The sequence below is a fragment of the Vibrio sp. 10N.261.51.C6 genome (assembly GCF_041471785.1).
Classification (GTDB): domain Bacteria; phylum Pseudomonadota; class Gammaproteobacteria; order Enterobacterales; family Vibrionaceae; genus Vibrio; species Vibrio crassostreae_C.
In genome coordinates this window covers 19,230-41,975 of the sequence record NZ_JBFRPB010000032.1, presented here as the reverse complement: position 1 = coordinate 41,975, position 22,746 = coordinate 19,230, and the positions used below count along the sequence as shown (strand labels likewise).

Sequence of the window (22,746 nt, the reverse complement as noted above, 5' to 3'; positions counted from 1 at the left end):
GCTCTTTTCTTGATATGTCGTTTCTAGCTTTTCGTTTGTAGTTAACAGCTAACAGCTAAAGAAACGAAAGCACCGAACAATAAAAAATGCCGCAACCTCTTTCGAGATTGCGGCATTTTTATTTGTACTTTTTAACTATCTAACCTTAGCTAGCTTAACTTAAGTCACGATTACTTAATGTTAAGGAATGCAGCACCACGAACGCCGCCTGAATCACCATGCTTCGCTTTGATGATCTTTGGACATTTCGCTACAGACAGTAGGTATTTAGGGATACGCTTTGGCATCTCTTCGTAGATAAGTTCGAAGTTTGAAAGACCGCCACCCAATGCAACTACGTGTGGATCAAGACCGGTAAACAGGTTCGCGAAACAGATAGCCAATAGCTCCATGAAACGATCAACGTGCTCAGCCGCTTTTGCTTCACCTTCGTTGTACGCTTGAATGATCTCGATTGCTTTCTTCTTCTCGCCGAAGTAGTGCTCGTAAATCAATTCAAAGCCACGACCTGATAGGTAGCTGTCTAGACAACCTTTCTTGCCACAACCACAACCGAGTAACGGTGCGTTGTCGCCAAGGTGGAACCAAGCATCAATAGGAAGACGCATATGGCCCAGTTCACCAGCAACGTGGTTACGACCAGAGAACACTTTGCCTTCGTAAACTAACCCGCCACCAAAACCAGTACCTAGAATTAGGCCTGCTACTGATGGTTCGTCTTTAAGCTCGTCATCCCACGCTTCTGAAAGCGCAAAGCAATTCGCATCATTTTCAATTTTCACACTACGACCAATAAGTGCTTCTAGGTCTTTACGTAGTGGTTTCCCCGTTGAAGCTGGCACGTTAACAACCAGCATTGTGCCGTCGTCAGCATCTTCCATACCAGGAAGACCAAGACCAATTTTACCTTCGCAAGAAAATTCACTGTCGTACTTCTTCACCAAACCGGCAATCGTATCAAGTAGCAGTTGATAATCTTCAGTAGGCGTTGGTACGCGTTCTGTTGCTACTCGCTCAAGTTTTTCATTGAACGCACCAAATTCAATTTTTGTGCCGCCAACATCGAAGCCGTAATACATGAAATCTCTCCAATTTTTCCCTAAATTCGGGCAAATAAATTTTTCAAATTAAACATCTAGGACGCATTATCCATAACACTCCCCCTACAAACTGTGATGGATAACAAACTTATCTCGTGTTCGAATCTGTTTGAACAACAAGTCAGCACAAAGCGGTTAAAGGTTAGAGTGACGTCTCATTTTTAGTGTGCTCTATGAAAGCGTTCAGGCTTGGTTTGGTTGGATCGGACTTATAACGCGTCTTACTTAGCATGTAGCTTTCACGAAATGTCTCAAACCACAGCTGTAAAGTCTTTGCGCCCTGCTCTTCACCAGCCTGTTTCAAAACCAAGCTCGCTACTTCTGCAGTCGAGAGATGTTGTTCGTTGTCTGACTTACGCATCATGTATTGCGAAACCGATTCTGGTTCGATCGACAACACCGGTAAGTCTTGCAGATACTCTGAACGACGGAAAATACGTCGTGCTTCACGCCAACTACCATCAATAAAGATCAGCAGCAACGTCTTGTTCGAATCTCGCATTTCAGCAAGATCTGCAACCACACGCGATTTGTCATCGGTATAATCTTCAGGAAAGACCACGACTGGCTGATATTTATCGTCTTTCAGCACATCAAGCATCTCTTGATTCGGTTCAGTGCGGTGCCAAAGGTAGGCATAGCTGTCTTTAACGGTATCAAGGATTAAACGGCCGGTATTACTTGGTTTGAGTATTTCGTTGTCCGATAAGATCAACATGGTCGCGACGTTCGTATTTACGTCTGGTTGATGTTCACAGATACAGCTGTCTTGTTTGATTTTACAGAACTGACATCGAACCACTTTACACCCGCGCGCGTTAAACGGCTTGGTAGAAAGAGACAAACGGTGTTGATATAAACGGTGAAAAGCGTGGATTCTCATGGACAATAACGATAAATCTAGAAAAGTGGCACGATTGTACTTACAGTGTCCCTAGAATGATAGAAGGAATTCCCATGCAAGACCCATCACTGCTTCGCCTTGTTTTCTTTATTAGCGCTTTTGTTTTGTGTGCGTTGTGGGAATATCGTACGCCAAGAAAAACGTTGACTCAAAATAAATGGTTTCGTTGGGGAAATAACTTCTCATTAATGGCGCTTAACAGTGTTTTATTGGCGACATTAATACCTGTTGCGGCATTTCAAGCGGCACTGATTGCGGAACAAAATCAATGGGGTCTGTTCAATAACATTCGCCTACCCTTTGAAATCACCGTGTTCCTTTGTGTCGTGTTATTAGATCTTGCCATTTACACTCAACATTTAGTCTTCCACCGTATCCCTGTCCTGTGGAAACTTCATCGCGTCCATCATGCCGATTTAGATATCGATGTCACAACTGGTACCCGCTTCCACCCCATCGAGATGATTTTATCTATGTTAATTAAAGTCGCGTTGATTTTCGTATTGGGTGTGCCCGCACTAGCGGTTGTGATATTCGAGGTTGTGCTTAATGTGAGTGCTATGTTCAATCACAGCAACGGTCGTTTACCTTTATGGTTCGACAAGCAGCTTCGTAAAGTGATTGTCACGCCAGATATGCATCGAGTGCACCATTCAGTGATCGTCAAAGAGACCCACTCTAACTTTGGGTTCTTCTTATCAGTTTGGGATATCTGGTTTAAAACGTATCGTGCTCAACCCAAGCTTGGTCACGATAAGGTAAGCATCGGTGTACCAGAAATACGAGACGGAAAAGAACAAAGGCTCGACTTGATGTTACGCCAACCATTCGCTTCCTTCCCTCATTCGAAAGACAAGACCTAACGCCTCAAGAAAATAATAAAAAATGGCGCAAACTCATAAGAGATTGCACCATTTTTATATGCGTAGCTTCTCACCTTTCAGCGGCAATTCCCACTTCCGGACGACGTTGACACACTTACTTCAATACGTACTTATGAAGCATGGCTTGTTGGTGCCCTGCTATCTCTCCGACTTGCTCTGAACTCTCGATCATAGATTCAAGTTGCAGCTTAGTATTCTCGCCCTGCTCAGACACTCGAGTGATTGAATGGGTAACATCGACAGTTGCACGAGCTTGTTCTTCGGTAGCCACCATGATTTGCTCAACACGCCCTTTGATCTGGCTAACCGCAAATTCGATTTTCTCGAAGGCTTGTCTTACATCGCCACTGGTTTGCAGTGCATTGGCCATCTCACTTCTCGATTCCGTTACAGAAGCACGTGAGCGATCTGCTGCCGCTACTAGTTCGTTCATCATGCTACGAATATTGGTGGTTTGCTGGGATGTGCCGCTCGCCAATTTACGCACTTCGTCTGCAACTACCGCAAAACCTCGACCTTGTTCACCTGCTCGCGCCGCTTCTATCGCAGCGTTCAGTGCCAATAAGTTGGTGTTTTCAGCGATACCACTGATCATGTCGACCATTTCACGAATCTGTTTCACTCGACCATCCAAGTCAGCCATCGACTCTTCACTCATGCTAAGAGAGTGCTCAAGCGCTTGTAATCGTTGTTGGTTAAGGCCAACCACTTGGCTGCCATTCACTGACTCATCTTCTGCTATTTGAGCATCGTCGTTCGATGCGTTAGAAATACGAGCAATCTCACCAATCGATGCTTCCAGCTCAGTAATGGTGGTGATCATATTCTGAAGTGATTCGTTCTGTTCGTTCAAGCTCGAATTGGTTTGCTCTGCAGCGTCATGGCTTACTTCAGCCGTTTGATAAAGCGTCTCACAGTTACGCGTTACTAAACGAACCGAGTCCGCGGTGGAATCAACGACCGTATTGAGTTTTGAAGTGATAACTTGAAGCTCTAGCGGCCCAAGCAATTCACTCTGTTTAGAGAAGTCATGATCTGCAAGTGAACTCAACTGTTGAGTAATGTTTTTTAGCCCTTTATTCATCCAACGGCGTAACACGAACCATGAAATCACAATGATTACGGCAATAACCAGCCCGCTGATAAACAACACACGATCAATATTGGTGATGGTTTGATTTACAACCAGTTCGCTTTCATCAATCAGATGGGAAGCGGTAGAAGACAACTGATTCAATGTGCTTATGACTGTATTCGCGAGGGTGATAACTTGCGTTAAGTTCTGCTCTTGCTGCTGAACAAGTTCGAGTTTCAAGAGGATCTGTTTGATCACGCCTTCTTCGGTAAAGCCTTCTTTCACCATCTCGTAAGGCGCCGTCAAGCTCGCGAACTCAACGATGTCTGGATGCCAATCGGCAAAATCGCTGTAAGCCAAGTTAAGACCTGCGATTCGGTTTCTCAATTGACGGTATTCGTCTTGTGCTTTATCAATGTCAGGTTGCATCATCAACATCAAGAAGGTGTTCGCCATAGCAGACGCACTGGATGTGAATCGGTTCGCTGCATCGCTCGCTTCTGGGTTGTCTTCAACCAAGAATGAGCTGATTCGATTCATTTCTGGTCCGATAGATCCAACGCCATAACGGAACTCGCCCATTTTACTGTCGATCAGATTTTGCTTACTTTGAATCTCAATCTGCGCCAGCAGTACCGTGTTGGTCATAGCTTGCAGTTGCGCCATGTCATCGACAAGGATTTGTTGTTGCTCTAAAGAGATCGCATCAGGAAAAGATTGGGAAATAAAAAGAAGTTCCTCTAGCGTGGTATTGCTCTCTGTCGCGAGTTGGTCAATTGAGCCCCTTGTGGCATTCAGTGTATCTAAGTCGGTTGATTGGGTGCTGTAAGTGAGAAGTTTTACTTGTTCTAATACGCTTTGCGTTAATTCGGCGTTATGTAGAGCAAGGGGTAATGCTTGTTCCGAGAGTGCATCAAAATGTCCCCCGACCCGTTCAACGCCCCGAATGCTAACCATTGATAAAAAAGTAACAAGTAAAAGAATGGAAATAAATACAGCAGTGACGGTTTGAATGAGCGAGAATGTATAACGTGAGGGTTTTATTGATAAATTTGTGTCGGGCATGTGAAATCCAGTTTGACTACGAAAAGAGATATCCTTAAGTTAGGTCGTATACTAGAAGTCCTTGATGACGTTTTTATTTCAGTTTTTTGTCAGAAGAGTTACATATGAAAATCAGAAAAATGGCTGTAGTTACAATAACTTTAGCAACATTGGCTGCTTGTAGCTCGTCACCTTCGCCTTCTCATCTTAGTCAAACCGCACAGAAACCCCTATCAAAGTCAGAACAATTGACTACAAACGCTTATATGAGCGTGTATGAACAGTGGAAAGGCGTGCCATACCATTTCGGTGGGACCTCATTTCGAGGTATAGATTGCTCTGCTTTTGTTCAAATCGCCGTGCAAAATGCGACTCAACAAGCTCTACCAAGAACCACAAAAGACCAGAGTAAAAAGGGAAAAGAAATTGCGTATGGGCAGGCAACAAGCGGTGACTTGGTGTTTTTCAAGACTTCGATGACGGTGCGACATGTAGGCGTTTATTTAGGAAACAACCAATTTCTACATGCCTCGACATCGAAAGGTGTCATTATTTCTAGGTTAGATAACCCTTACTGGGCATCCAAGTTTTGGCACTTTAGGCGTTTATAGCGGTTCGAAAGATAAACCGCTGAGCGAGGTAACTCTAGAAAGATACGACTTAAACGCCCGTTGTTATTATGCTGATTAATTACGACGATAAATGAGCAAACAAACCGTTAATCGTATTTAGCAACAGCAGTATCAAACAGGTTCTTCACTAACGCGATGTACTCATCGAGGAATACAATTTGTTCGTTAGTCGCTTTCTTAGCCCACACACCCGCTAATACTTCACCAAGATCCGCTACGACGGCATCTGCTTCTTTCAAAAGTTGAAAACGAACGCTCGAATGCAACTCTGGGTTTTGCTCGAAAATAGCCATGATGTTTGTTGAAATCATGTCGGTAACAATGTCTTCGACACTTTCGTTTCCAGTATCACCATTACTATTGGTAAACACATCAAGGTTGAATGATAGGTGCTCGATTAAAGCCAAATAGCCATCGGTTTCTACAACCACAATAATTCTCCGTTTTAAGCTCTAGAGCAGATTAATACGTACTTGCCTAATACTATGTAAATGAAGCTATTTGTCATCACTTTATTGCCCAAAACCACATTTAAATGATCCTAGTTAGTATTTCAGCTTAAAATTAAATCGATATAGCTTTATGTGGTATACCTGCCTACTTACGACATAAGTAAATTCACGCTAAAGAAGTGTAAGACAAACTTTGAAGCAAAGTATTGCGCCAGTTAACAATAGCCCTTTCAACTTACTCTAAAAGCTCATTTGATTTAGTCGCTAGACAATAACAAGCTCAAACCTCTTTTCCAGTTTGTGGCGTTCAAAACCGTTTCGATTGTGAGACCAGTTCCAAACTATTTCATCACGTCAGGTTTTCAATTTATGTTTGTATTTCAAAGAGCTTGAATCAGTTCGAGTTCACAATTCGGCCAATTGATTCTACGTAAGATGAAGAAGAGCTAAGAACATTGACGAGTGCGTCTATAAATTGTTCAGATTTATCCTAAACTATTGCTATTAAACAAACAGTATTTCTAACCTTCAATCTTTTTAACTTTCAGTCTTTGAGGATTTCCTATGTGGCAGGCCATTTCTCAACAACTTTCAGATACTCTTCTATTTAACTTTCAGATTACTGAACGTACCAAGGTTTCTGGTGGCGACATTAACGATTGCTATATGATCAGCGATGGTAATGAGCGTTACTTTGTGAAAGTGAATCAGCGAGAATTTTTACCTAAGTTTGAAATTGAAGCTGAGAACTTACGCTTGTTAAGAGAAACCTCCACTGTTTACGTTCCTGAGTTGGTGCTTATTGGCAAAACCAAAGAGTGCTCGTTCATTATTCTGAATTACTTGCCGACCAAACCGCTCGAGACGGGCAACAATAGCTTCGATTTCGGCGTTCAGCTTGCGCGGCTTCATCAATGGGGCGAGCAAAAAGAGTTTGGTTGCGACCAAGACAACTATATCGGCAGCACACTTCAACCCAACCCTTGGCATAAGAAATGGGGTCGCTTTTTCTCTGAGCAACGCATTGGTTTCCAACTGCAACTGCTCAAAGAGAAAGGCATCGAGTTTGGTGATATCGATGACATCGTTGATGTGGTGAATATGCGTCTTGCTGGCCACAACCCTCGCCCTTCTTTGCTTCATGGGGATCTTTGGAATGGCAATGTTGCTAACTCTGCGTTTGGCCCAATTTGCTACGACCCTGCTTGTTACTGGGGGGACCATGAGTGTGATTTGGCGTTAACTGAATTGTTTGAAGGTTTCCCTAAAGAGTTTTATGAAGGTTACCAGAGCGTCAATCCACTCGACGTTGGCTATACTGATCGGAAAGACATTTACAACTTGTACCATCTTCTTAACCACTGCAATCAATTTGGCGGCGAATATTTAGCACACACTGAAGCATGCATTCAGAAGATACAGGCCGTTTAATACCAATTACAGCTGTTTATAACCGAATACGATTGGTATCAGTTACAGTGAGGAGAATTTGCCATGCATAAATACACAGAGAAACATGTCTCCTGTCCGCATTGTGGGCACGGTATTAACATCACGCTTGATGCATCTAATGGTAGCCAAGACTTCTATGATGATTGTCCAGCGTGTTGCAATGCCATTCATTTGGATATGCAGGTTGACGAAGTAAGAGACAGAATCAACCTTTCGATTGATGCCGATGATGAACAAGTATTCTGACAATCAGTTTCTCGTTTAAACCATGATCAAAAAAGAGCACCTCACGTGCTCTTTTTTAATTTGGTCATCGGTGTGATTTTATTGCCACCGATTCAATGCGCTTAGTGGCTATTTCTGGTTCGCTAATACACGCTCGACAGTATCAACAATTGCCTGCGTTTGTGGATCGAACTCAATGTTTACTTGGTCGCCTACTTCACGGCCGCCAAACAGAGTACGATTCAGTGTTTCTGGGATCAGGTGAACAGAGAAACGGTTCTCTTCCACTTCACCAATCGTCAATGAACAACCATCAACGCCGATGTAACCCTTACTCAACACATACTTCATTGATTCTTGAGGCAGCTCAAACCAAAGTGTACGGTTGTTTTCTGTTTTAATCACATCGACTAGGTTAGCCATCAGAGTAATGTGGCCAGACATGCTATGCCCGCCAATTTCGTCACCAAACTTTGCTGCACGCTCAACATTCACTTTGTCACCAACATTCAGTTGGCCTAAGTTCGTCAATCGCAATGTCGCTTGCATTAAATCAAAAGCAATCTGGTTACCTGAAATTTCCGTTACCGTTAAGCAACAACCGTTATGAGCTACTGAAGCACCAATGGCTAATCCTTCAACCATTTCATCGCTTAGCTCAATGGTATGAGTTTGAAACGACTCTTTTTTGTTGATAGCAACCAGTGTTGCCATACCTTGAACGATACCTGTAAACATAAGATTCCTATTTAGCATTCTAATAACAGTTTTTCATAGCAGTTATTGTGACATTTCTTTATGATTCGTCCAGTGGAAGCTTAAGATCATTGTCTCTGATTCCTTCAGAATGTCCTTTCCTACACTATTATTCTAATTTTCCCTCTTATTTGGAGTTGTTTGTGCATCGTTACAAAGAAGAATCCTCGAATCTAATTAAACTTGCGACCCCAGTATTGATCGCATCCGTTGCACAAACTGGAATGGGTTTTGTTGATACCGTAATGGCCGGTGGCGTAAGTGCTATCGATATGGCGGCGGTTTCGATTGCAGCAAGTATCTGGCTACCATCAATTTTATTTGGTGTTGGTCTATTGATGGCGTTGGTTCCTGTCGTTGCACAACTGAATGGTTCTGGTCGACAAGTAAAAATTCCATTCGAAATTCAACAAGGCGCATTTTTAGCGCTCGTCATCTCCCTTCCAATCATTGGTGTGCTTTTTCAAACACAATTGATATTGGAGTGGATGGACATTGAACAACTCATGGCGGAAAAGACCATCGGCTATATGAATGCGGTGATGTTTGCTGTACCTGCGTTTTTGTTGTTCCAAACATTGCGAAGCTTTACCGATGGTATGTCTTTAACCAAGCCTGCGATGGTGATTGGTTTTATTGGCTTGCTATTAAACATCCCGCTGAACTGGATGTTCGTATACGGAAAACTTGGTGCTCCTGCTCTGGGTGGTGTTGGCTGTGGCGTTGCAACGGCTATCGTATATTGGGTGATGTTTGCACTACTGTTCGCTTACGTTTTAACATCAAAGCGTTTGTCGAAAATCAACATCTTCGGTACGTTCCATAAACCGCAACTTAAAGCTCAAATTCGTCTGTTTAGACTTGGTTTCCCTGTGGCGGCCGCTATCTTCTTCGAGGTAACTCTGTTTGCGGTGGTTTCTCTGTTAGTTGCACCATTGGGTTCATTGATTGTTGCCGCGCACCAAGTCGCGATCAACTTCTCTTCGCTGGTCTTCATGATTCCAATGAGTATTGGTGCAGCCGTGAGTATTCGTGTTGGCCATAAGTTGGGCGAAAACAACACCGAAGGTGCGAAGATCGCGACACACGTGGGTATCATTGTTGGTTTAGTGACAGCCTTAATGACAGCGGCGTTAACTGTCCTGTTCAGAGAACAGGTTGCATTACTTTACACAGAGAACACGGCAGTAATTATGGTTGCAATGCAGTTGCTGTTGTTCGCGGCGGTTTATCAATGTACTGACGCCATCCAAGTTATCGCTGCGGGTGCTCTGCGTGGCTACAAAGACATGCGTTCAATCTTCAACATCACCTTTGTGGCTTACTGGTTGCTTGGTCTTCCTATCGGTTACATCTTGGGTATGAAAGATTGGATTGTTGACCCTATGGGTGCGCACGGCTTCTGGATTGGTTTCATCGTCGGTCTAACGTCAGCCGCGATTATGCTGGGTATGCGTCTACACTGGATGCACAAGCAGGACGATGACGTTCAGTTAGAATTTAGTTCTCGCTAGATTCGTACTCGCTAAGTCGGTCTATCTGATTTCGAATAAAAAAAAGAGCTCTGATTTTCAGGGTTCTTTTTCGTTTAATGGTCAGGTAGATCGTATCTGCCTTAATATTCACTCTTCTCTCGAACAAAGCGCGCAAACTTGGGTTTTCCGTTTTCAGTAAAACCATTGTAACGAAAGGTAATACGGCTGCCGATCTCTGGCGGTGCGAGTCTCATTTGGTCAGTGAACCCGCTGCCTATATAAAATTCCACACCCTCTTCTGTGTGAACCAAGATTGAACCCATCATCCCTTTATACTTCCCTGTCCCACCCTTGTAGCCAATAACTGTGGCTTCGGCATCATGATGCCTTTTCAGTTTTAACAAATCATTACTTCGGCCTGCTTGATAACGACTGGTGATTTTTCTAAGCATCAAACCTTCGCCATTACGCTCATCGACATTATCAAGTTGATGAAACAAAGCCTCTTCACTGTGAATTGGTACATGTTCTATGTAGCTGACATGAGATTCTCCAATCACGCTTACCCAATGCAAAATGTTGTAATAGCGCTTTTGATAATCTCCCGCAGCGCCTGGCATATCAAACAGCATGAAATCGATTTGGCGCCATGCTGTGTCACTCGGCGTATGATCGAGAACGGTAGATTGAACAAGGTGGAACTTGCCCCTTCCTGCCCACAACTCTCCTTCGAGATGGACCTTAGGCAAGTTTTCAGTAAACCACTTGGGTGAGTAAATGCGATTACCATTGCGTGTATAAAGATGTTGTCCGTCCCAAAGAGCCCGAATCCCATCAAGCTTTTCACTCTTCCAGTATTCAGAAACATCAATGCCTTGTTGGTATGTATTGGCCAGTACCAAATGGTCGGGAGGTAAATAGGATGAATGAGAAGAAAGCGAACACGCCCATAGAGTTGCTATCGCCAATTTAGTTAATCTCATCATCTGCTCCGTATTGATATCTGTAGTAGTCAACAAACGCCTTTAATCCTAAGCGTTCTGACACGTAGGTAGACAACCTTTGCTAGAAGATGCGATCCACTCATCAACCTTATCTAACCTTTTCATTTATTCATTAAATTAATGACCTATAACTCTCATATATTCCGCCGTTTTTAGTTCTCAAATTGAGAAATGCCTTTTCTCAATTTGAGATGGGAATTCACGATAAATATAAGCCATTGAAAAATAACAATATAAAAGTTGGCACATTCAGTGCAATTGTCCATACATACTGAAAAGGAGATATCGCTATGGAACTACGTAAGATTGATTTAAACACAACGACACTGACACTTTCTATTTTCGGTGATCTGGATGCAGCAGGCAGTCGTGATGCACAAACCGACATCGATGATGTGATTTCTAACGATGGTCACCCTGAAATCGAAGTTGATTTTAGTCAGGTTGAGTTTTTAGATTCATCTGGTGTTGGCGCGATTGTTTATATGTTCAAACGTCTGACTGAACGCGAGCGCAACATGCGACTTGAAAATGTGACGGGGCAACCTCTTGAAATTATGAACTTGCTGCGTATTGGCCACGCTATCCCAGTAAATTCAAAAAATCCTGCAAATTCATGAAGACCCACTAAGCTAGAAGTAACAAAAAATAATAAGAAAAATTAGAAACATAGGACGTTGGCATGAAAATACTGAAAAACTACATAGCCCTTTCTCTGTCCGCTCTCGTTCTGGGTGGCTGTACTAGCTATCCTGAACAAGGCACAGGGGGTTTGGCTGAAAGTTACGATTCTATTAACTATCAAAACTCAGACTTCTCTCCTGTCATGCCAGACGAGCCTCTTGGTCCGGAACATGGATTACGCTTTGATTGGCAGCTCGCTAAATTGCACCTTGATGCTTTGATCCAAGAAGGTGCTCGTTGGTGTTTCCCCGCTGCTGTTGTTCAAGCAATCGAAAAGCAAAATCGTATTGCTCGTGAACTTCAAGGCGGTCTACTACTGGATGCAGCCAACGACTTAGTGATCCAAAGAAAACGCCTAAATGAACTTGAGGTCCAACTGGATTACGTAACTTCACAAGCCCGCTGTGAGCCACCAAAAAATGAAAATCAATTTAGAATGCAACTGTCGGTTATTGAACAGTTGTATGACCTGCTTAATGTTGACAACCAATTTGCGGAAAACTCGACTGAAGTAAATCCTAAATATATGGGAAGACTGGCCGAGGCGACCACTTTACTTAAAGAACACAAATCCCTAGACCTTGTTGTTACCGGCCATGCTGATGCAACGGGTGCCGAAGAATACAACGACAAGTTAGCACTTGGACGAGCGAAACAAGTCGAACGCTACCTGACTATTTTTGGACTAGGCGCTCAACGAATCAAAGCCGTCTCTGTTGGCGAAACCGTCCCTCTTTTTGAAGGTGAATCCGACGGCACGCGTTTAACGAACCGCCGAGTAAGTATTGAAATTGTCTCGCCTAAGAATGCCGAGAAAATGGGAGGTGGATTATGAAATCCTTGATCGCTTTTATCATCACCCTATCGTTATGCTTTGCGAATGTCGTCGATGCTAACGATGAGTTTTCAGACGCGGTTCAAGTCGGTGATCTAATCCAAGTTAACGTACCCGGTGAAAGTACCTTAAACACGGGGTTCCAAGTGGATAAGCGTGGCCGTATTACTCTTCCAGAAGTAGGCGCTGTGTTTGTTGCGGGTTACGACAGCGAACAGCTTAACAAAGTGGTTCTAGAGTCGCTGGCAACCGCTTACAAAGATCTTTCGAACGCTTCAGTGTATGTAAAAGAGCAGCAAATCATCGTCTACGTGCAAGGTTATGTAGAACAGCCTGGCGAATACACGCTCTCATTAGGTTCTAGCATCCAAATGGCACTTTACGCTGCGGGTGGTTTACGCCCGGGCGCGCAACTGGATAAGCTGATTCTTAAGCGAGGCGCAGATAAGAAAGAGTTTAACTACAAACGATTCCTTGATTCAGGAGACGAGTCAGCATTACCTACTCTTCAATCACTGGATTCACTATTCGTTCCAGCTTCTCCATTAGTCGGTAACATCGAGCAAGAGTTTGACGCAGCAAAGCTTGCTAACTCAGGTGACAGTGCTGATTCTCGTAACTCCATCAAAGTGTTTGGTGAGGTGAACGCGCCGGGTTCGTTCACTTACAAAGAGAACACCGACCTTGTCGACGTACTTATGCGTTCGGGCGGCGTAACTCGTTATGCCAGTGTTGAGCAAATCCGAGTGATTTCGAACAACACCCCAACGCTATTCAACCTAAAACGTTACTTAGATTCTGGTGACGAAAGTCTGCTTCCAATTTTACGCCCGGGTGCGACCATTTTCGTTCCCAAGCAAGAAGAAGAGATCAAATCCGGCGCCAACATGGTTTACGTAATGGGCGAAGTCGCAGCCCCTGGTGCTTTTGAAGGCAAAAGAGACGCGACCTTTATGGATATCTTGGCGAATGCGGGCGGCCCAACTCGATTTGCAGAGTCACGACAAATCCGTGTTATCAAAGCAGATGGCAGAGTGCTTAAATTCGATTTAGCGGCTTACACTGAAGGCTTACCTAACTCTAACCCTCCTAGCATCAAAGCTGGTGACGCGATTTTCGTTCCCGAGAAAACCGACATGAACGAGAAGTCTTGGTTGAAAATCACGCCAGACAGAGCAGTTAACGTGATTGGTGAGGTGAATCGACCTGGTCGTATTGAATGGTCAGATGAAATGAATTTCATGGGATTATTGGCACACGTCGGTGGCCCTACGCTACGCGCTGACACATCGAAAATCGAAGTTGTTACTGGTAGAAAGCTAGTTGTGTTTAACCTTGATGATTTTATTCGAAATGGTGCGCCACGTGACCAAATGCCACAAATTCGAGCGGGCTCTATCGTGCGTGTTCACGACTTGCCACAAGATCCTTCAGACAATAAATCACAATGGGTTCGTCAAAGCTCTGATGCTTCGATCTACATCTTTGGACAAGTGAATGCACCCGGTCGTTACCGCTTCACCAAAGACATGCACTTCCTTGATATCTTGTCTGCGGCTGACGGTCCAACAAAGGATGCCGACATCCACAACGTTCGAGTAACGCATCGTGACAAAACCTATTCGCAAGTAAGCAAACTTAACTTATCACTGTACTTCGAAACCGGTGACGAATCGTTACTGCCAAACGTAACCACTGGCGACACGATTTACATCCCAGAGAAAGGCAAAAACTGGTTAGATACACCGAAAGAAGAAACCGTTCGTGTGCTTGGTGCGATTAACAATCCGGGGCGTTATGTGTTCAACGACAACATGACCATTCTAGATATTCTGGCAGAAGCAGCAGGACCTACCGACAATGCTTATGTAGAAAAAATTACCATCGTCAATATGTCTTGCTGCCAAGGTCAGGCTCGTACTTTTGACCTTGTTGAATTCAGCAAAACGGCGAACATTTACAACTTGCCGGTGCTACGCGCTGGTGACACGATTTACATCCCAGACCGTCGCGAAAGCTTTATTGAAAAAGCACGCGTCGGACTTGATGACATACTGCGTATCACCACCACCATCGTATTAATAGGAGCTTTATAATGACAATTTCAGCGACCCATGCCGAAGTCGAGCAACTGTATTTAGCTTCTGAACTTAACGGCCAAAAATCAATATGCGTCACCGCCTGCCATTCAGGTGACGGCGTAACATCTATTGCAACCGCATTAGCCGAGCGTTTTCTTCTTGCGGGTCATTCAACGCTTTATGTTGATCTCAACTTATTCAACCCTGCTTTCAAAGATTTGAATATGCTAGAAGATAATCAGCAAGGTCAACTGATAGAACATGTTGAATCTCAGCGTACGTTTATCGGTGTCCCTGCTCCACAAGTTGCTTCAACGCAATTGGCTTATAAAGATCCGACAACGTTACAAAAAGTGGTCAACAAATGGTTAGAGAAATACGACAGAGTCATCATTGATACCTCACCGCTTCTCAACATAAACAAAGGCAATATTCCGGCGCAGTCTGTCGCGAGCGCTTGTGGCAGTACACTAATTGTTGTCGCCTATGGAGAAACGTCGAGTCACCACCTAGAACAAGCGAAAAAGCTGCTTGATGCACAAAGTATCAATCTAATGGGCTGCGTGATGAACATGAAACAAAAGCCTAGCTTTGCACAAGAGTTGGTCAGACAAATCAATCGAATGAAATTTATCCCCGTTAAGCTTCGCGATAGCTTGGCAAACAAGCTGTATCAAAATGAGTTTTTGAACCTTCCTATGTAACTTTCTTTTGCTACTTTCTGGCTGTCATTAAAACCATGACAGCCGCTAATCGTATTAGACTTCAAGCTCCAACTGCTCTGAATGATTCAAAACCAAATTGGGTGTTTTTGGCGAAATTGTTATTAAAAATAAGATTTTAAAAACCATTCAACGCATTTTACACACGTCATTCATGGTCTTACCACCTTTAAATCCCTTCAAAAATAAACAGCCCCAGCGGTAATGTGACACAGACGGTTAAAGTGCCATGTAAATCGCATCAAAGATGGAATTCGTACGATTATTCCCTAAGATTATAAATAGAGGTGGTTTTTGACGAATTTGTAATAGTTTGACAAAGTTATCCGATGGCTGTTGAAACACAGTGGATGAATTGGCAAATCACACTTCACTGACTTTGCACGTTTATCTATTCAAACTTCACCCATCCCTCCTTCTGCTCAAATGGTTCAAATACACGGAAAGGATCACCATCGAGCAATTTAGATAATCAATTTACCTTGGTTACCTTAGTTGTATTATTAAAGAGAAAGGAAACTCAATATGAAATACAAGTTAAGCTCCGTATTTTTGTTAGCAGCAGCAGCCAGCGGTAATGCTAACGCTGGAGAATGTGGCAGCGTAACAATCGCAGATATGAACTGGAACTCTGCAACACTGATCGCCAATATCGACCAATTCATCCTTGAACATGGTTATGGGTGTGATGCTGAACTTATCCCTGGCGACACTATGCCAACAGGCACGTCTATGATCGAAAAAGGCCAGCCTGATGTTGCACCTGAACTTTGGAGCAACAGTTTAAAAGACGCATTAGATAAAGGTGTTGAAGAAAAACGTCTTCGCTACGCAGGTAAAGCACTTGTGAACGGCGGCGAAGAAGGCTTTTGGGTTCCAGCTTACCTAGTAAAACAGTACCCTGAAATGGCAACCATCGAAGGCGTACGCAAAAACGCAAGCTTATTTAAACACCCTGAAGACCCAGATACATCTGCATTCTACAGCTGCCCTGCAGGCTGGAACTGTCAGATCAGCGCCGGAAACTTGTTTAATGCTCTTGAGCTAGAAAACAGCGGTTTCACGATTGTTGATCCAGGCTCGAGTGCCGGCTTATCTGGCTCTATCGCAAAAGCTTATGAACGTGAAGAAGCTTGGTTTGGTTACTACTGGGCACCGACCGCTGTTCTAGGTAAATACGACATGGTTAAAGTCGACTTTGGCAGTGGCGTTAATGAGGAAGAGTTCCTTAACTGTACCACCAAAGAAGATTGTGAATCGCCAAAAGCAACCATGTACCCGCCTTCACCTGTCCACACGATTACCACTGAAAGTTTTGCGTCACGTGCTCCTGAAGCGTACGACTACTTTACTAAACGTGGTTTCACAAACGACAAAATGAACTCGCTACTTGCTTGGATGGAAGACAACCAAGCTGATGGCGAAGAAGCGAGTCTGCATTTCTTAAGTGAATTCCCAGAAGTATGGCACCCATGGGTTTCTGAAGAAGTGGCTAAGAAAGTTGAAGCAGAGCTGTAAGAGCTTGATTTAATAACAAGTAATTACGCTTCAACAATAAAACAGAAATAACGTCGCTATACTTGATGTTATTCATGATTCGGAGCCCTTTTCATTAGCGATTTTCTTATCGCATGGACAAGTGGCTCCGAACTATAAGGATATAAAATGGCTGACAGCAATTGGTTATCAAGCTTTCCAGAGATGGAACGCGGTGATTTACGAACCATAAAAAAGACGCTAGATGGCGCATACCGTGAATTTTCCCGTGAATACGGCGAAATGATTGAATCTCTCTTTGACCCTCTTCTTTCATTCCTCGTTTGGTTTGAAAAACTCCTTATCTCAACACCTTGGATTATAGTCCTGGCTGTGTGTACCAGCCTTGTCTACGCAGCAAGCCGTTCTTGGAAACTGGCTCTAGGCTGTGTTGCTTCTCTACTTCTCATTGGTTACTTTGGAATGTGGGAAGACACCATGCGGACGCTCAGTATCATCACTGTATGTACCTTGGTTTCAATATTCTTGGGCATTCCGATTGGTATTGCGATGGCTCGTTCAAATCGAGCTCAGTCAATTGTTACGCCGATGCTCGATATCATGCAAACCATGCCTGCGTTCGTTTATTTGATTCCAGTGGTAATGCTACTGGGCATCGGTAAGATTCCAGGGCTAATCGCCGTGGTTATCTACGCGATTCCACCTGTAATTCGTCTAACTAACCTAGGCATACGCTTAGTTGATAAAGAAGTCCTTGAAGCCGCTACCGCTTTCGGTGCGAGCAAAAAGCAACGCTTATGGGGTGTTCAACTTCCTCTAGCAATGCCAACGATCATGGCGGGTATTAACCAAACCATCATGATGGCACTGTCTATGGTTGTTATCGCATCCATGATTGGTGTGAAAGGCCTAGGACAACCGGTTCTCAAATCGATTACTAACCAGTACTTCACATTAGGCTTGATGAATGGTTTCGCCATCGTTGCCCTCGCAATCCTTTTTGACCGCGCTTCACAAGCGTACGCAAGAAGAACTAATGCGCATTTAGGAGGATTCAAGCATGACTAAACCATTGATTGAAATTAGTGGTCTGTACAAGGTGTTTGGACCGAAACCAATGTCTGTTATGAACCGAGTTCAAAACGGCGAACACAAAGATCAGATTCTTGCGGATACGGGTCATACCGTTGGTTTGAAAGAGATCAACCTTGAGATTAACCGTGGTGAAATCTTCGTTATCATGGGGCTTTCTGGCTCGGGTAAATCGACGCTGATTCGCCACTTCAACCGTTTGATTGACCCGACTCAAGGTAAAATCATGGTTGAAGGCATTGATGTGATGAGCCTCAACACTAAACAGCTAGAAGAGTTCCGTCGTCATAAAATGTCGATGGTATTCCAACGCTTTGGCTTAATGCCTCATCGCACTGTGGTTGAAAACGTTGCGTACGGGTTGGAAGTACAAGGCATCAAAAAAGAAGACCGTTTAGCAAAAGCCAACGAATGGTTAGAAACCGTGGGCTTGAAAGGTTACGGCAAGCAATACCCTGTGCAACTTTCAGGTGGTCAGCAACAACGTGTTGGCCTTTCTCGCGCTCTGTGTACTAACGCTGAAATCTTGTTAATGGATGAAGCCTTTTCGGCACTCGACCCTTTGATTCGAAGTGAAATGCAAGATCAGCTTATCGAACTTCAAGAGAAGCTTCATAAGACGATTGTTTTCATCACTCATGATCTGGACGAAGCACTCCGCCTAGGCGATAGAATCGCAATTTTGAAAGACGGCGAGTTAGTACAACAAGGCACACCACATGAGATTCTGCTAAATCCAGCCGATGATTACGTGGAAGCGTTCGTGAAAGACGTAAACCGTGCTCGTGCACTGACCGTTGAAACCGTTATGCAGCCTCCTCTGTATCGAATCACATCAGAAACGATTGAAGGTGCTCTGGCACAGATGAAGATGCTGAAAAACGATTACGCTTATCACGTAACGGATGACGGCTATCAAGGCCTAGTCACACAAGAGAGCCTACAAGACGCCGTTGAAGATTCATCGGTACATGATTTTAGTGATGAGATATACGAAGAAGTCCCTGCCATCTTACCAGATGCGGTGATTGAAGAAGTGCTACCGGACACTATGTCTTGTGACTACTCTCTTCCAGTTGTTGATGAAGACGGTAATCTAATAGGTGAACTCGAGAGAAGCGCTGTTGCTGATATCTTCTCAGAAAGTAGCGAGGAAGAAGTAGAAGCCGACCCAAAGCCAAAAATTGATAAAGCTTCGTAGTCCTACTTTTCGTGATTTAAAGCTCGGCTGTTTAAATTATCGCTATTTGCGTTATCGCTATTTAGATTAGCCCAAACTGCTTACCCCGCTCTAAGACCACTGTTGTTAATTCACTGCAGTGGTCTTTTTTATTTGTATCGGGCTCGTTTTCTTCTGAGATCTACCCGCACCTTAGGCTTTATAGGCACCTAAGTTTATATTTCATAAGAGAAAACAAAATAAAATCAGTCCGTTAGGTTTGTCACAAACCCAATAGCAAGATGAGTGAGATGCCAATTAAATGCTCTATTTGTATGGCAACCAGTTGAAATTATTCTAGAAAATGACTAAAACTTAATAGTATTAACAGATATTAAGCTCAATAAAAGGACTTAGTTTGATGAATTCTACTTTAGCGTCAGACGCAGCTACAAATCTAAACTCACAACAAGTGAGCAAGCTTGTCGATGAAAGCGTTCTGGAGCAAATGATTCGCGATACAAGTGCGGACATTATCCCTATCTTGATCGACCATTATGTCGAAGAATCACAAACACGCTTGGTCGCTATAAAAGAGGCAGTCACGCAGAAAGACGCTCAAACACTTGAGTTCGAGGTCCACACTCTCGGCAGCACAGCGCTTTCGTTAGGTAATCGCCCTTTGGGTGAATTAGCTCGAGCTTTAGAAAAGCTATGTTTAGAACAGAGTCATGATGCGGCATTTCGACAAGTTGATGAATTACTAGAGCTCGCAGAGCGTTCAATAAAAGCCTTGCTTGAAAGGAAAGAGGCAGGCTTCAGCTAGCTTTGCATGTTCATTATCGGTATCAGATTAAAAACTCAAAACAGTCGTTATTAATATAGTCGCCATAAGATGGGCTCCATCATGAACAGCAATGCGAGAAGTTATACAGGCCGCTTCTTAAAAGATAGCATGTGGTAGATAACAAATACACAAGACTCGTATTGATGGTTGCATATCACTATGTTATTGATTGGTTAGGATAAAGTTTCAAAAGGAATACACAATGCGCCCTAAGGTATTGTTAGTTGAAGACTCCACCTCACTCGCCGTACTCTACAAGCAGTACGTAAAAGACGAGCCCTATGATATTTTCCACGTCGAAACCGGCGCGGAAGCTAAGACCTTCATTGAAAGGCACTCTCCACAGCTTGTGATTCTCGACCTTAAGCTTCCTGACATGCCAGGCGAAGAAGTCTTAGATTGGATTACTGCTAACGAAATACCGACCGCTGTCATCATCGCGACAGCGCATGGTTCAGTAAACATCGCGGTAGACCTTATCCAACGCGGTGCAGAAGACTTCTTAGAGAAACCCATTCAAGCCGATCGACTCAAGACCTCTGTTAGCTTGCATCTAAAAAGAGCGAAACTCGAAAACCTCGTCGATAACATGCAAAGCAAATTCGATCGTGATCGTTTTCATAATTTCATTGGCTCTTGCCTACCCATGCAGGCGGTTTACAAGATCATTGATTCGGTAGCACCAACCACTGCCAGCGTGTTTATTAACGGCGAAAGTGGTACAGGTAAAGAAGTGTGTGCGGAAGCGATTCACCAAGAGAGTCAGCGTAATGGTAAACCCTTCGTGGCCATTAACTGCGGCGCTATCCCTCGAGACCTAATGGAGAGTGAAATCTTCGGTCACGTTAAAGGTGCGTTTACCGGTGCGACAACCGACCGTAAAGGTGCAGCAATGCAAGCGCATGGCGGTACCCTATTTCTCGATGAGCTTTGTGAAATGGAACTGGAGATGCAGAAGAAGCTCCTCAGATTTTTGCAAACTGGTACGTTTACTCCACTCGGTGGCAACCGCGAGATTAAAGTGGATGTCAGAATTATCTGTGCGACCAACCGCGATCCACTGGTTGAAGTAGAAGAAGGACGTTTTAGAGAAGACCTTTACTATCGTGTTCACGTTGTGCCTATCGAAATGCCACCGCTTCGCGAGCGAGGGAGTGACATTGTCACTCTTTGCAATCATTTCTTGAAGCTGTACGCGAAGCAAGATAAGAAGAAGTTTAAATCAATAGACAAAGAAACGCAGAATCTACTTAAACGTTATGCGTGGCCAGGCAATGTGCGTCAGTTGCAAAACATCATCCGTAACATAGTGGTGTTGAACAATGAAACGAGCGTGACTAAAGACATGTTACCGCCTCCGATTAATAAAGTAGATGCCGCTCCATCATCTAAATCAGTGACACCAATTCGAGTAACTGCGCCTCAACCTGCAGTTGTTGAAGCACCAGAAGCTAAGTTGCCACCGATTACTCCGGAAGAGTTGGAACAATCGTCAGTTGCTCAAGCTCACAATGAGCCGATGACGCCTGCATTTACCACGAGCGAAGGTGCTATTCGTCCAATGTGGCAAATAGAACGTGAAGCCATTCAACATGCCATCAATCATTGCGATGGGAATGTGTTAAACGCTGCTGTGCTGCTAGAACTTAGCCCTTCTACTGTTTATCGTAAGAAACAGGCTTGGGAATCGGAAGATGAGTACAATCAAGCCTAACCAAGGTGCACTCGACATAAACCTTCATGAGATTTGGCTGTTGATCGACAGCCAAACTTTTGGAGGCATAGAAACGCATGTTTTAGAATTAGCACAAGGCCTGATATCGGAAAGCGCTCAGTATTCAGAGGCTGTTCGTATCGTTCTTTTGACTAAGTTTAATCCTGAAGCGATCATCGTTGAAAAGTTGAATGCGCTGAACATCCCTTTTAGTTACCTCTCCGATTTAGCCTCATGTTCTGTAGATTCAAATGGCAATAGCGCGACACAGCTGAAACGTGCAGTTCAACATTATCAACCAAGGCTTATCCATGCTCATGGTTACAAAGCCAGTTTGGTCAGCAAGTTAATCAAGCTTCCGCCTCGTTTCAACAACACAAAGCAAATCACCACTTATCACGCAGGTGAAACCCCAACAGGCAAAGTATGGCTTTATGATTGGCTCGACCGTTACAGCAGTTTTCTTTCTGATCAGTCGCTCGTGGTCAGTGAAAAGATTAAAGCGAAAGTGCCGAGTCAAACCCATCAATTGAATAACTTTGTTAAAATGCCAACCGGGTTAACAAGCTCCCCTTCATCAAGCCCATTCCATGTTGGTTTTGTGGGGCGATTGAGCCATGAAAAAGCGCCTGATCGATTTGTTGCATTAGCCAAACAGTTTCCTGATGTTCGGTTTGAGCTTTTTGGTGACGGGCCAGAAATGGACATCTTAGTTAAATCGCAGCCTGATAATGTGACCTTTCATGGGCATCAGACCAATATGGACGACGTCTGGAGCCAAATCGATCTGTTAATCATCCCTTCTCGCTTTGAAGGCTTACCTATGGCGGCATTAGAAGCCATGATTCGTGGCATTCCCGTTCTCGCCACCTCAGTTGGTAACTTGCCTCAACTCATCGAGCATCAAGTTAACGGCTACCTTGCAAATTCAGAAGCTGAGCTAGAACAGTTTTTATCTTTGTGGATGTCATTGACGAACGAGCAACGTGACTCTCTCAAGAGTCACGCGATAGAAACCGTGAAAAACCAATACTCTCCACAAGCCGTTGTCCCGCAGTTGTTGGAAATCTATCAACTCGACCGTTAATTCTAGCCTTAGTCGATAACTGGTT

General features: G+C 43.8%; 21 protein-coding genes. 15 read left to right on the top strand and 6 right to left on the bottom strand.

Annotation, left to right across the window (positions count from 1 at the left end):
• Positions 1-170: 170 nt before the first annotated feature.
• On the bottom strand, positions 171-1,079 hold the full coding sequence (nagK, locus tag AB4375_RS08645) for an N-acetylglucosamine kinase (RefSeq protein ID WP_017068179.1): 909 nt from the start codon (positions 1,077-1,079) through the stop codon (positions 171-173).
• A gap of 163 nt (positions 1,080-1,242) precedes the next feature.
• On the bottom strand, positions 1,243-1,989 hold the full coding sequence (locus AB4375_RS08640) for a tRNA-uridine aminocarboxypropyltransferase (RefSeq protein ID WP_080582212.1): 747 nt from the start codon (positions 1,987-1,989) through the stop codon (positions 1,243-1,245).
• A 68-nt stretch (positions 1,990-2,057) separates the two neighbouring features.
• Here AB4375_RS08640 and AB4375_RS08635 point away from each other — a divergent pair, with 68 nt between their 5' ends.
• Complete coding sequence (locus AB4375_RS08635; RefSeq protein ID WP_372051340.1) at positions 2,058-2,867, top strand: sterol desaturase family protein; 810 nt, start codon at positions 2,058-2,060, stop codon at positions 2,865-2,867.
• 115 nt (positions 2,868-2,982) lie between these two features.
• Here AB4375_RS08635 and AB4375_RS08630 read toward each other — a convergent pair whose 3' ends face one another.
• The gene (locus AB4375_RS08630) at positions 2,983-5,028 is read right to left on the bottom strand and encodes a methyl-accepting chemotaxis protein (RefSeq protein ID WP_372051339.1); all 2,046 of its coding nucleotides are present in this window, start codon (positions 5,026-5,028) and stop codon (positions 2,983-2,985) included.
• Positions 5,029-5,132: 104 nt separating this feature from the next.
• Between AB4375_RS08630 and AB4375_RS08625 the strand changes: the two genes are divergently transcribed.
• Positions 5,133-5,618: a C40 family peptidase gene (locus AB4375_RS08625; RefSeq protein ID WP_372051338.1), complete on the top strand. Its 486-nt coding sequence runs from the start codon at positions 5,133-5,135 to the stop codon at positions 5,616-5,618.
• A 107-nt stretch (positions 5,619-5,725) separates the two neighbouring features.
• Here AB4375_RS08625 and AB4375_RS08620 read toward each other — a convergent pair whose 3' ends face one another.
• The gene (locus AB4375_RS08620; RefSeq protein WP_010440912.1) at positions 5,726-6,070 is read right to left on the bottom strand and encodes a DUF3802 family protein; all 345 of its coding nucleotides are present in this window, start codon (positions 6,068-6,070) and stop codon (positions 5,726-5,728) included.
• Between the two features lie 585 nt (positions 6,071-6,655).
• Here AB4375_RS08620 and AB4375_RS08615 point away from each other — a divergent pair.
• Together AB4375_RS08615 and AB4375_RS08610 are read left to right on the top strand one after the other, a co-directional pair.
• The gene (locus tag AB4375_RS08615; RefSeq protein WP_017059601.1) at positions 6,656-7,522 is read left to right on the top strand and encodes a fructosamine kinase family protein; all 867 of its coding nucleotides are present in this window, start codon (positions 6,656-6,658) and stop codon (positions 7,520-7,522) included.
• Positions 7,523-7,585: 63 nt separating this feature from the next.
• Complete coding sequence (locus AB4375_RS08610; RefSeq protein WP_017059600.1) at positions 7,586-7,789, top strand: CPXCG motif-containing cysteine-rich protein; 204 nt, start codon at positions 7,586-7,588, stop codon at positions 7,787-7,789.
• A 108-nt stretch (positions 7,790-7,897) separates the two neighbouring features.
• Here AB4375_RS08610 and AB4375_RS08605 read toward each other — a convergent pair whose 3' ends face one another.
• The gene (locus AB4375_RS08605; RefSeq protein ID WP_017065861.1) at positions 7,898-8,506 is read right to left on the bottom strand and encodes a riboflavin synthase; all 609 of its coding nucleotides are present in this window, start codon (positions 8,504-8,506) and stop codon (positions 7,898-7,900) included.
• A gap of 161 nt (positions 8,507-8,667) precedes the next feature.
• Between AB4375_RS08605 and AB4375_RS08600 the strand changes: the two genes are divergently transcribed.
• Entirely contained in the window at positions 8,668-10,038 is a 1,371-nt protein-coding gene (locus tag AB4375_RS08600; RefSeq protein WP_372051336.1) for an MATE family efflux transporter, read from the top strand.
• A gap of 101 nt (positions 10,039-10,139) precedes the next feature.
• Here AB4375_RS08600 and AB4375_RS08595 read toward each other — a convergent pair whose 3' ends face one another.
• On the bottom strand, positions 10,140-10,982 hold the full coding sequence (locus AB4375_RS08595) for a DNA ligase (protein ID WP_017070052.1): 843 nt from the start codon (positions 10,980-10,982) through the stop codon (positions 10,140-10,142).
• Positions 10,983-11,293: 311 nt separating this feature from the next.
• Between AB4375_RS08595 and AB4375_RS08590 the strand changes: the two genes are divergently transcribed.
• The 10 genes from AB4375_RS08590 (at position 11,294) to AB4375_RS08545 (ending at position 22,721) form a co-directional block, all read left to right on the top strand.
• Complete coding sequence (locus AB4375_RS08590) at positions 11,294-11,623, top strand: STAS domain-containing protein (RefSeq protein WP_050621341.1); 330 nt, start codon at positions 11,294-11,296, stop codon at positions 11,621-11,623.
• Between the two features lie 62 nt (positions 11,624-11,685).
• Positions 11,686-12,522, top strand: coding sequence for an OmpA family protein (locus tag AB4375_RS08585; protein ID WP_017067078.1), 837 nt, complete (start codon positions 11,686-11,688; stop codon positions 12,520-12,522).
• The gene (locus AB4375_RS08580; RefSeq protein WP_372051334.1) at positions 12,519-14,618 is read left to right on the top strand and encodes an SLBB domain-containing protein; all 2,100 of its coding nucleotides are present in this window, start codon (positions 12,519-12,521) and stop codon (positions 14,616-14,618) included. The genes AB4375_RS08585 and AB4375_RS08580 overlap by 4 nt, the downstream gene beginning before the upstream one ends.
• Positions 14,618-15,307 (top strand): tyrosine-protein kinase family protein, encoded by a 690-nt coding sequence (locus AB4375_RS08575; protein WP_017063892.1) that lies wholly within the window; start codon positions 14,618-14,620, stop codon positions 15,305-15,307. The genes AB4375_RS08580 and AB4375_RS08575 overlap by 1 nt, the downstream gene beginning before the upstream one ends.
• Before the next feature lie 543 nt (positions 15,308-15,850).
• A complete protein-coding gene (locus AB4375_RS08570) occupies positions 15,851-16,843 on the top strand; it encodes an ABC transporter substrate-binding protein (RefSeq protein ID WP_372051333.1) in 993 nt (330 codons plus the stop codon).
• A gap of 147 nt (positions 16,844-16,990) precedes the next feature.
• Positions 16,991-17,890, top strand: a complete 900-nt coding sequence (locus AB4375_RS08565) for a proline/glycine betaine ABC transporter permease (protein ID WP_017059591.1) — start codon at positions 16,991-16,993, stop codon at positions 17,888-17,890.
• Positions 17,883-19,115 carry a glycine betaine/L-proline ABC transporter ATP-binding protein gene (locus tag AB4375_RS08560; RefSeq protein WP_372051332.1) on the top strand — a complete coding sequence of 411 codons (1,233 nt, stop codon included), beginning with the start codon at positions 17,883-17,885 and terminating at the stop codon, positions 19,113-19,115. Before AB4375_RS08565 ends, AB4375_RS08560 begins: the two co-directional genes overlap by 8 nt.
• Before the next feature lie 379 nt (positions 19,116-19,494).
• Positions 19,495-19,899 (top strand): Hpt domain-containing protein, encoded by a 405-nt coding sequence (locus AB4375_RS08555; RefSeq protein ID WP_017066737.1) that lies wholly within the window; start codon positions 19,495-19,497, stop codon positions 19,897-19,899.
• A gap of 223 nt (positions 19,900-20,122) precedes the next feature.
• Complete coding sequence (locus AB4375_RS08550) at positions 20,123-21,634, top strand: sigma-54 dependent transcriptional regulator (RefSeq protein WP_136978470.1); 1,512 nt, start codon at positions 20,123-20,125, stop codon at positions 21,632-21,634.
• Positions 21,615-22,721: a glycosyltransferase family 4 protein gene (locus tag AB4375_RS08545; protein WP_372051331.1), complete on the top strand. Its 1,107-nt coding sequence runs from the start codon at positions 21,615-21,617 to the stop codon at positions 22,719-22,721. The genes AB4375_RS08550 and AB4375_RS08545 overlap by 20 nt, the downstream gene beginning before the upstream one ends.
• Positions 22,722-22,746: the final 25 nt, after the last annotated feature.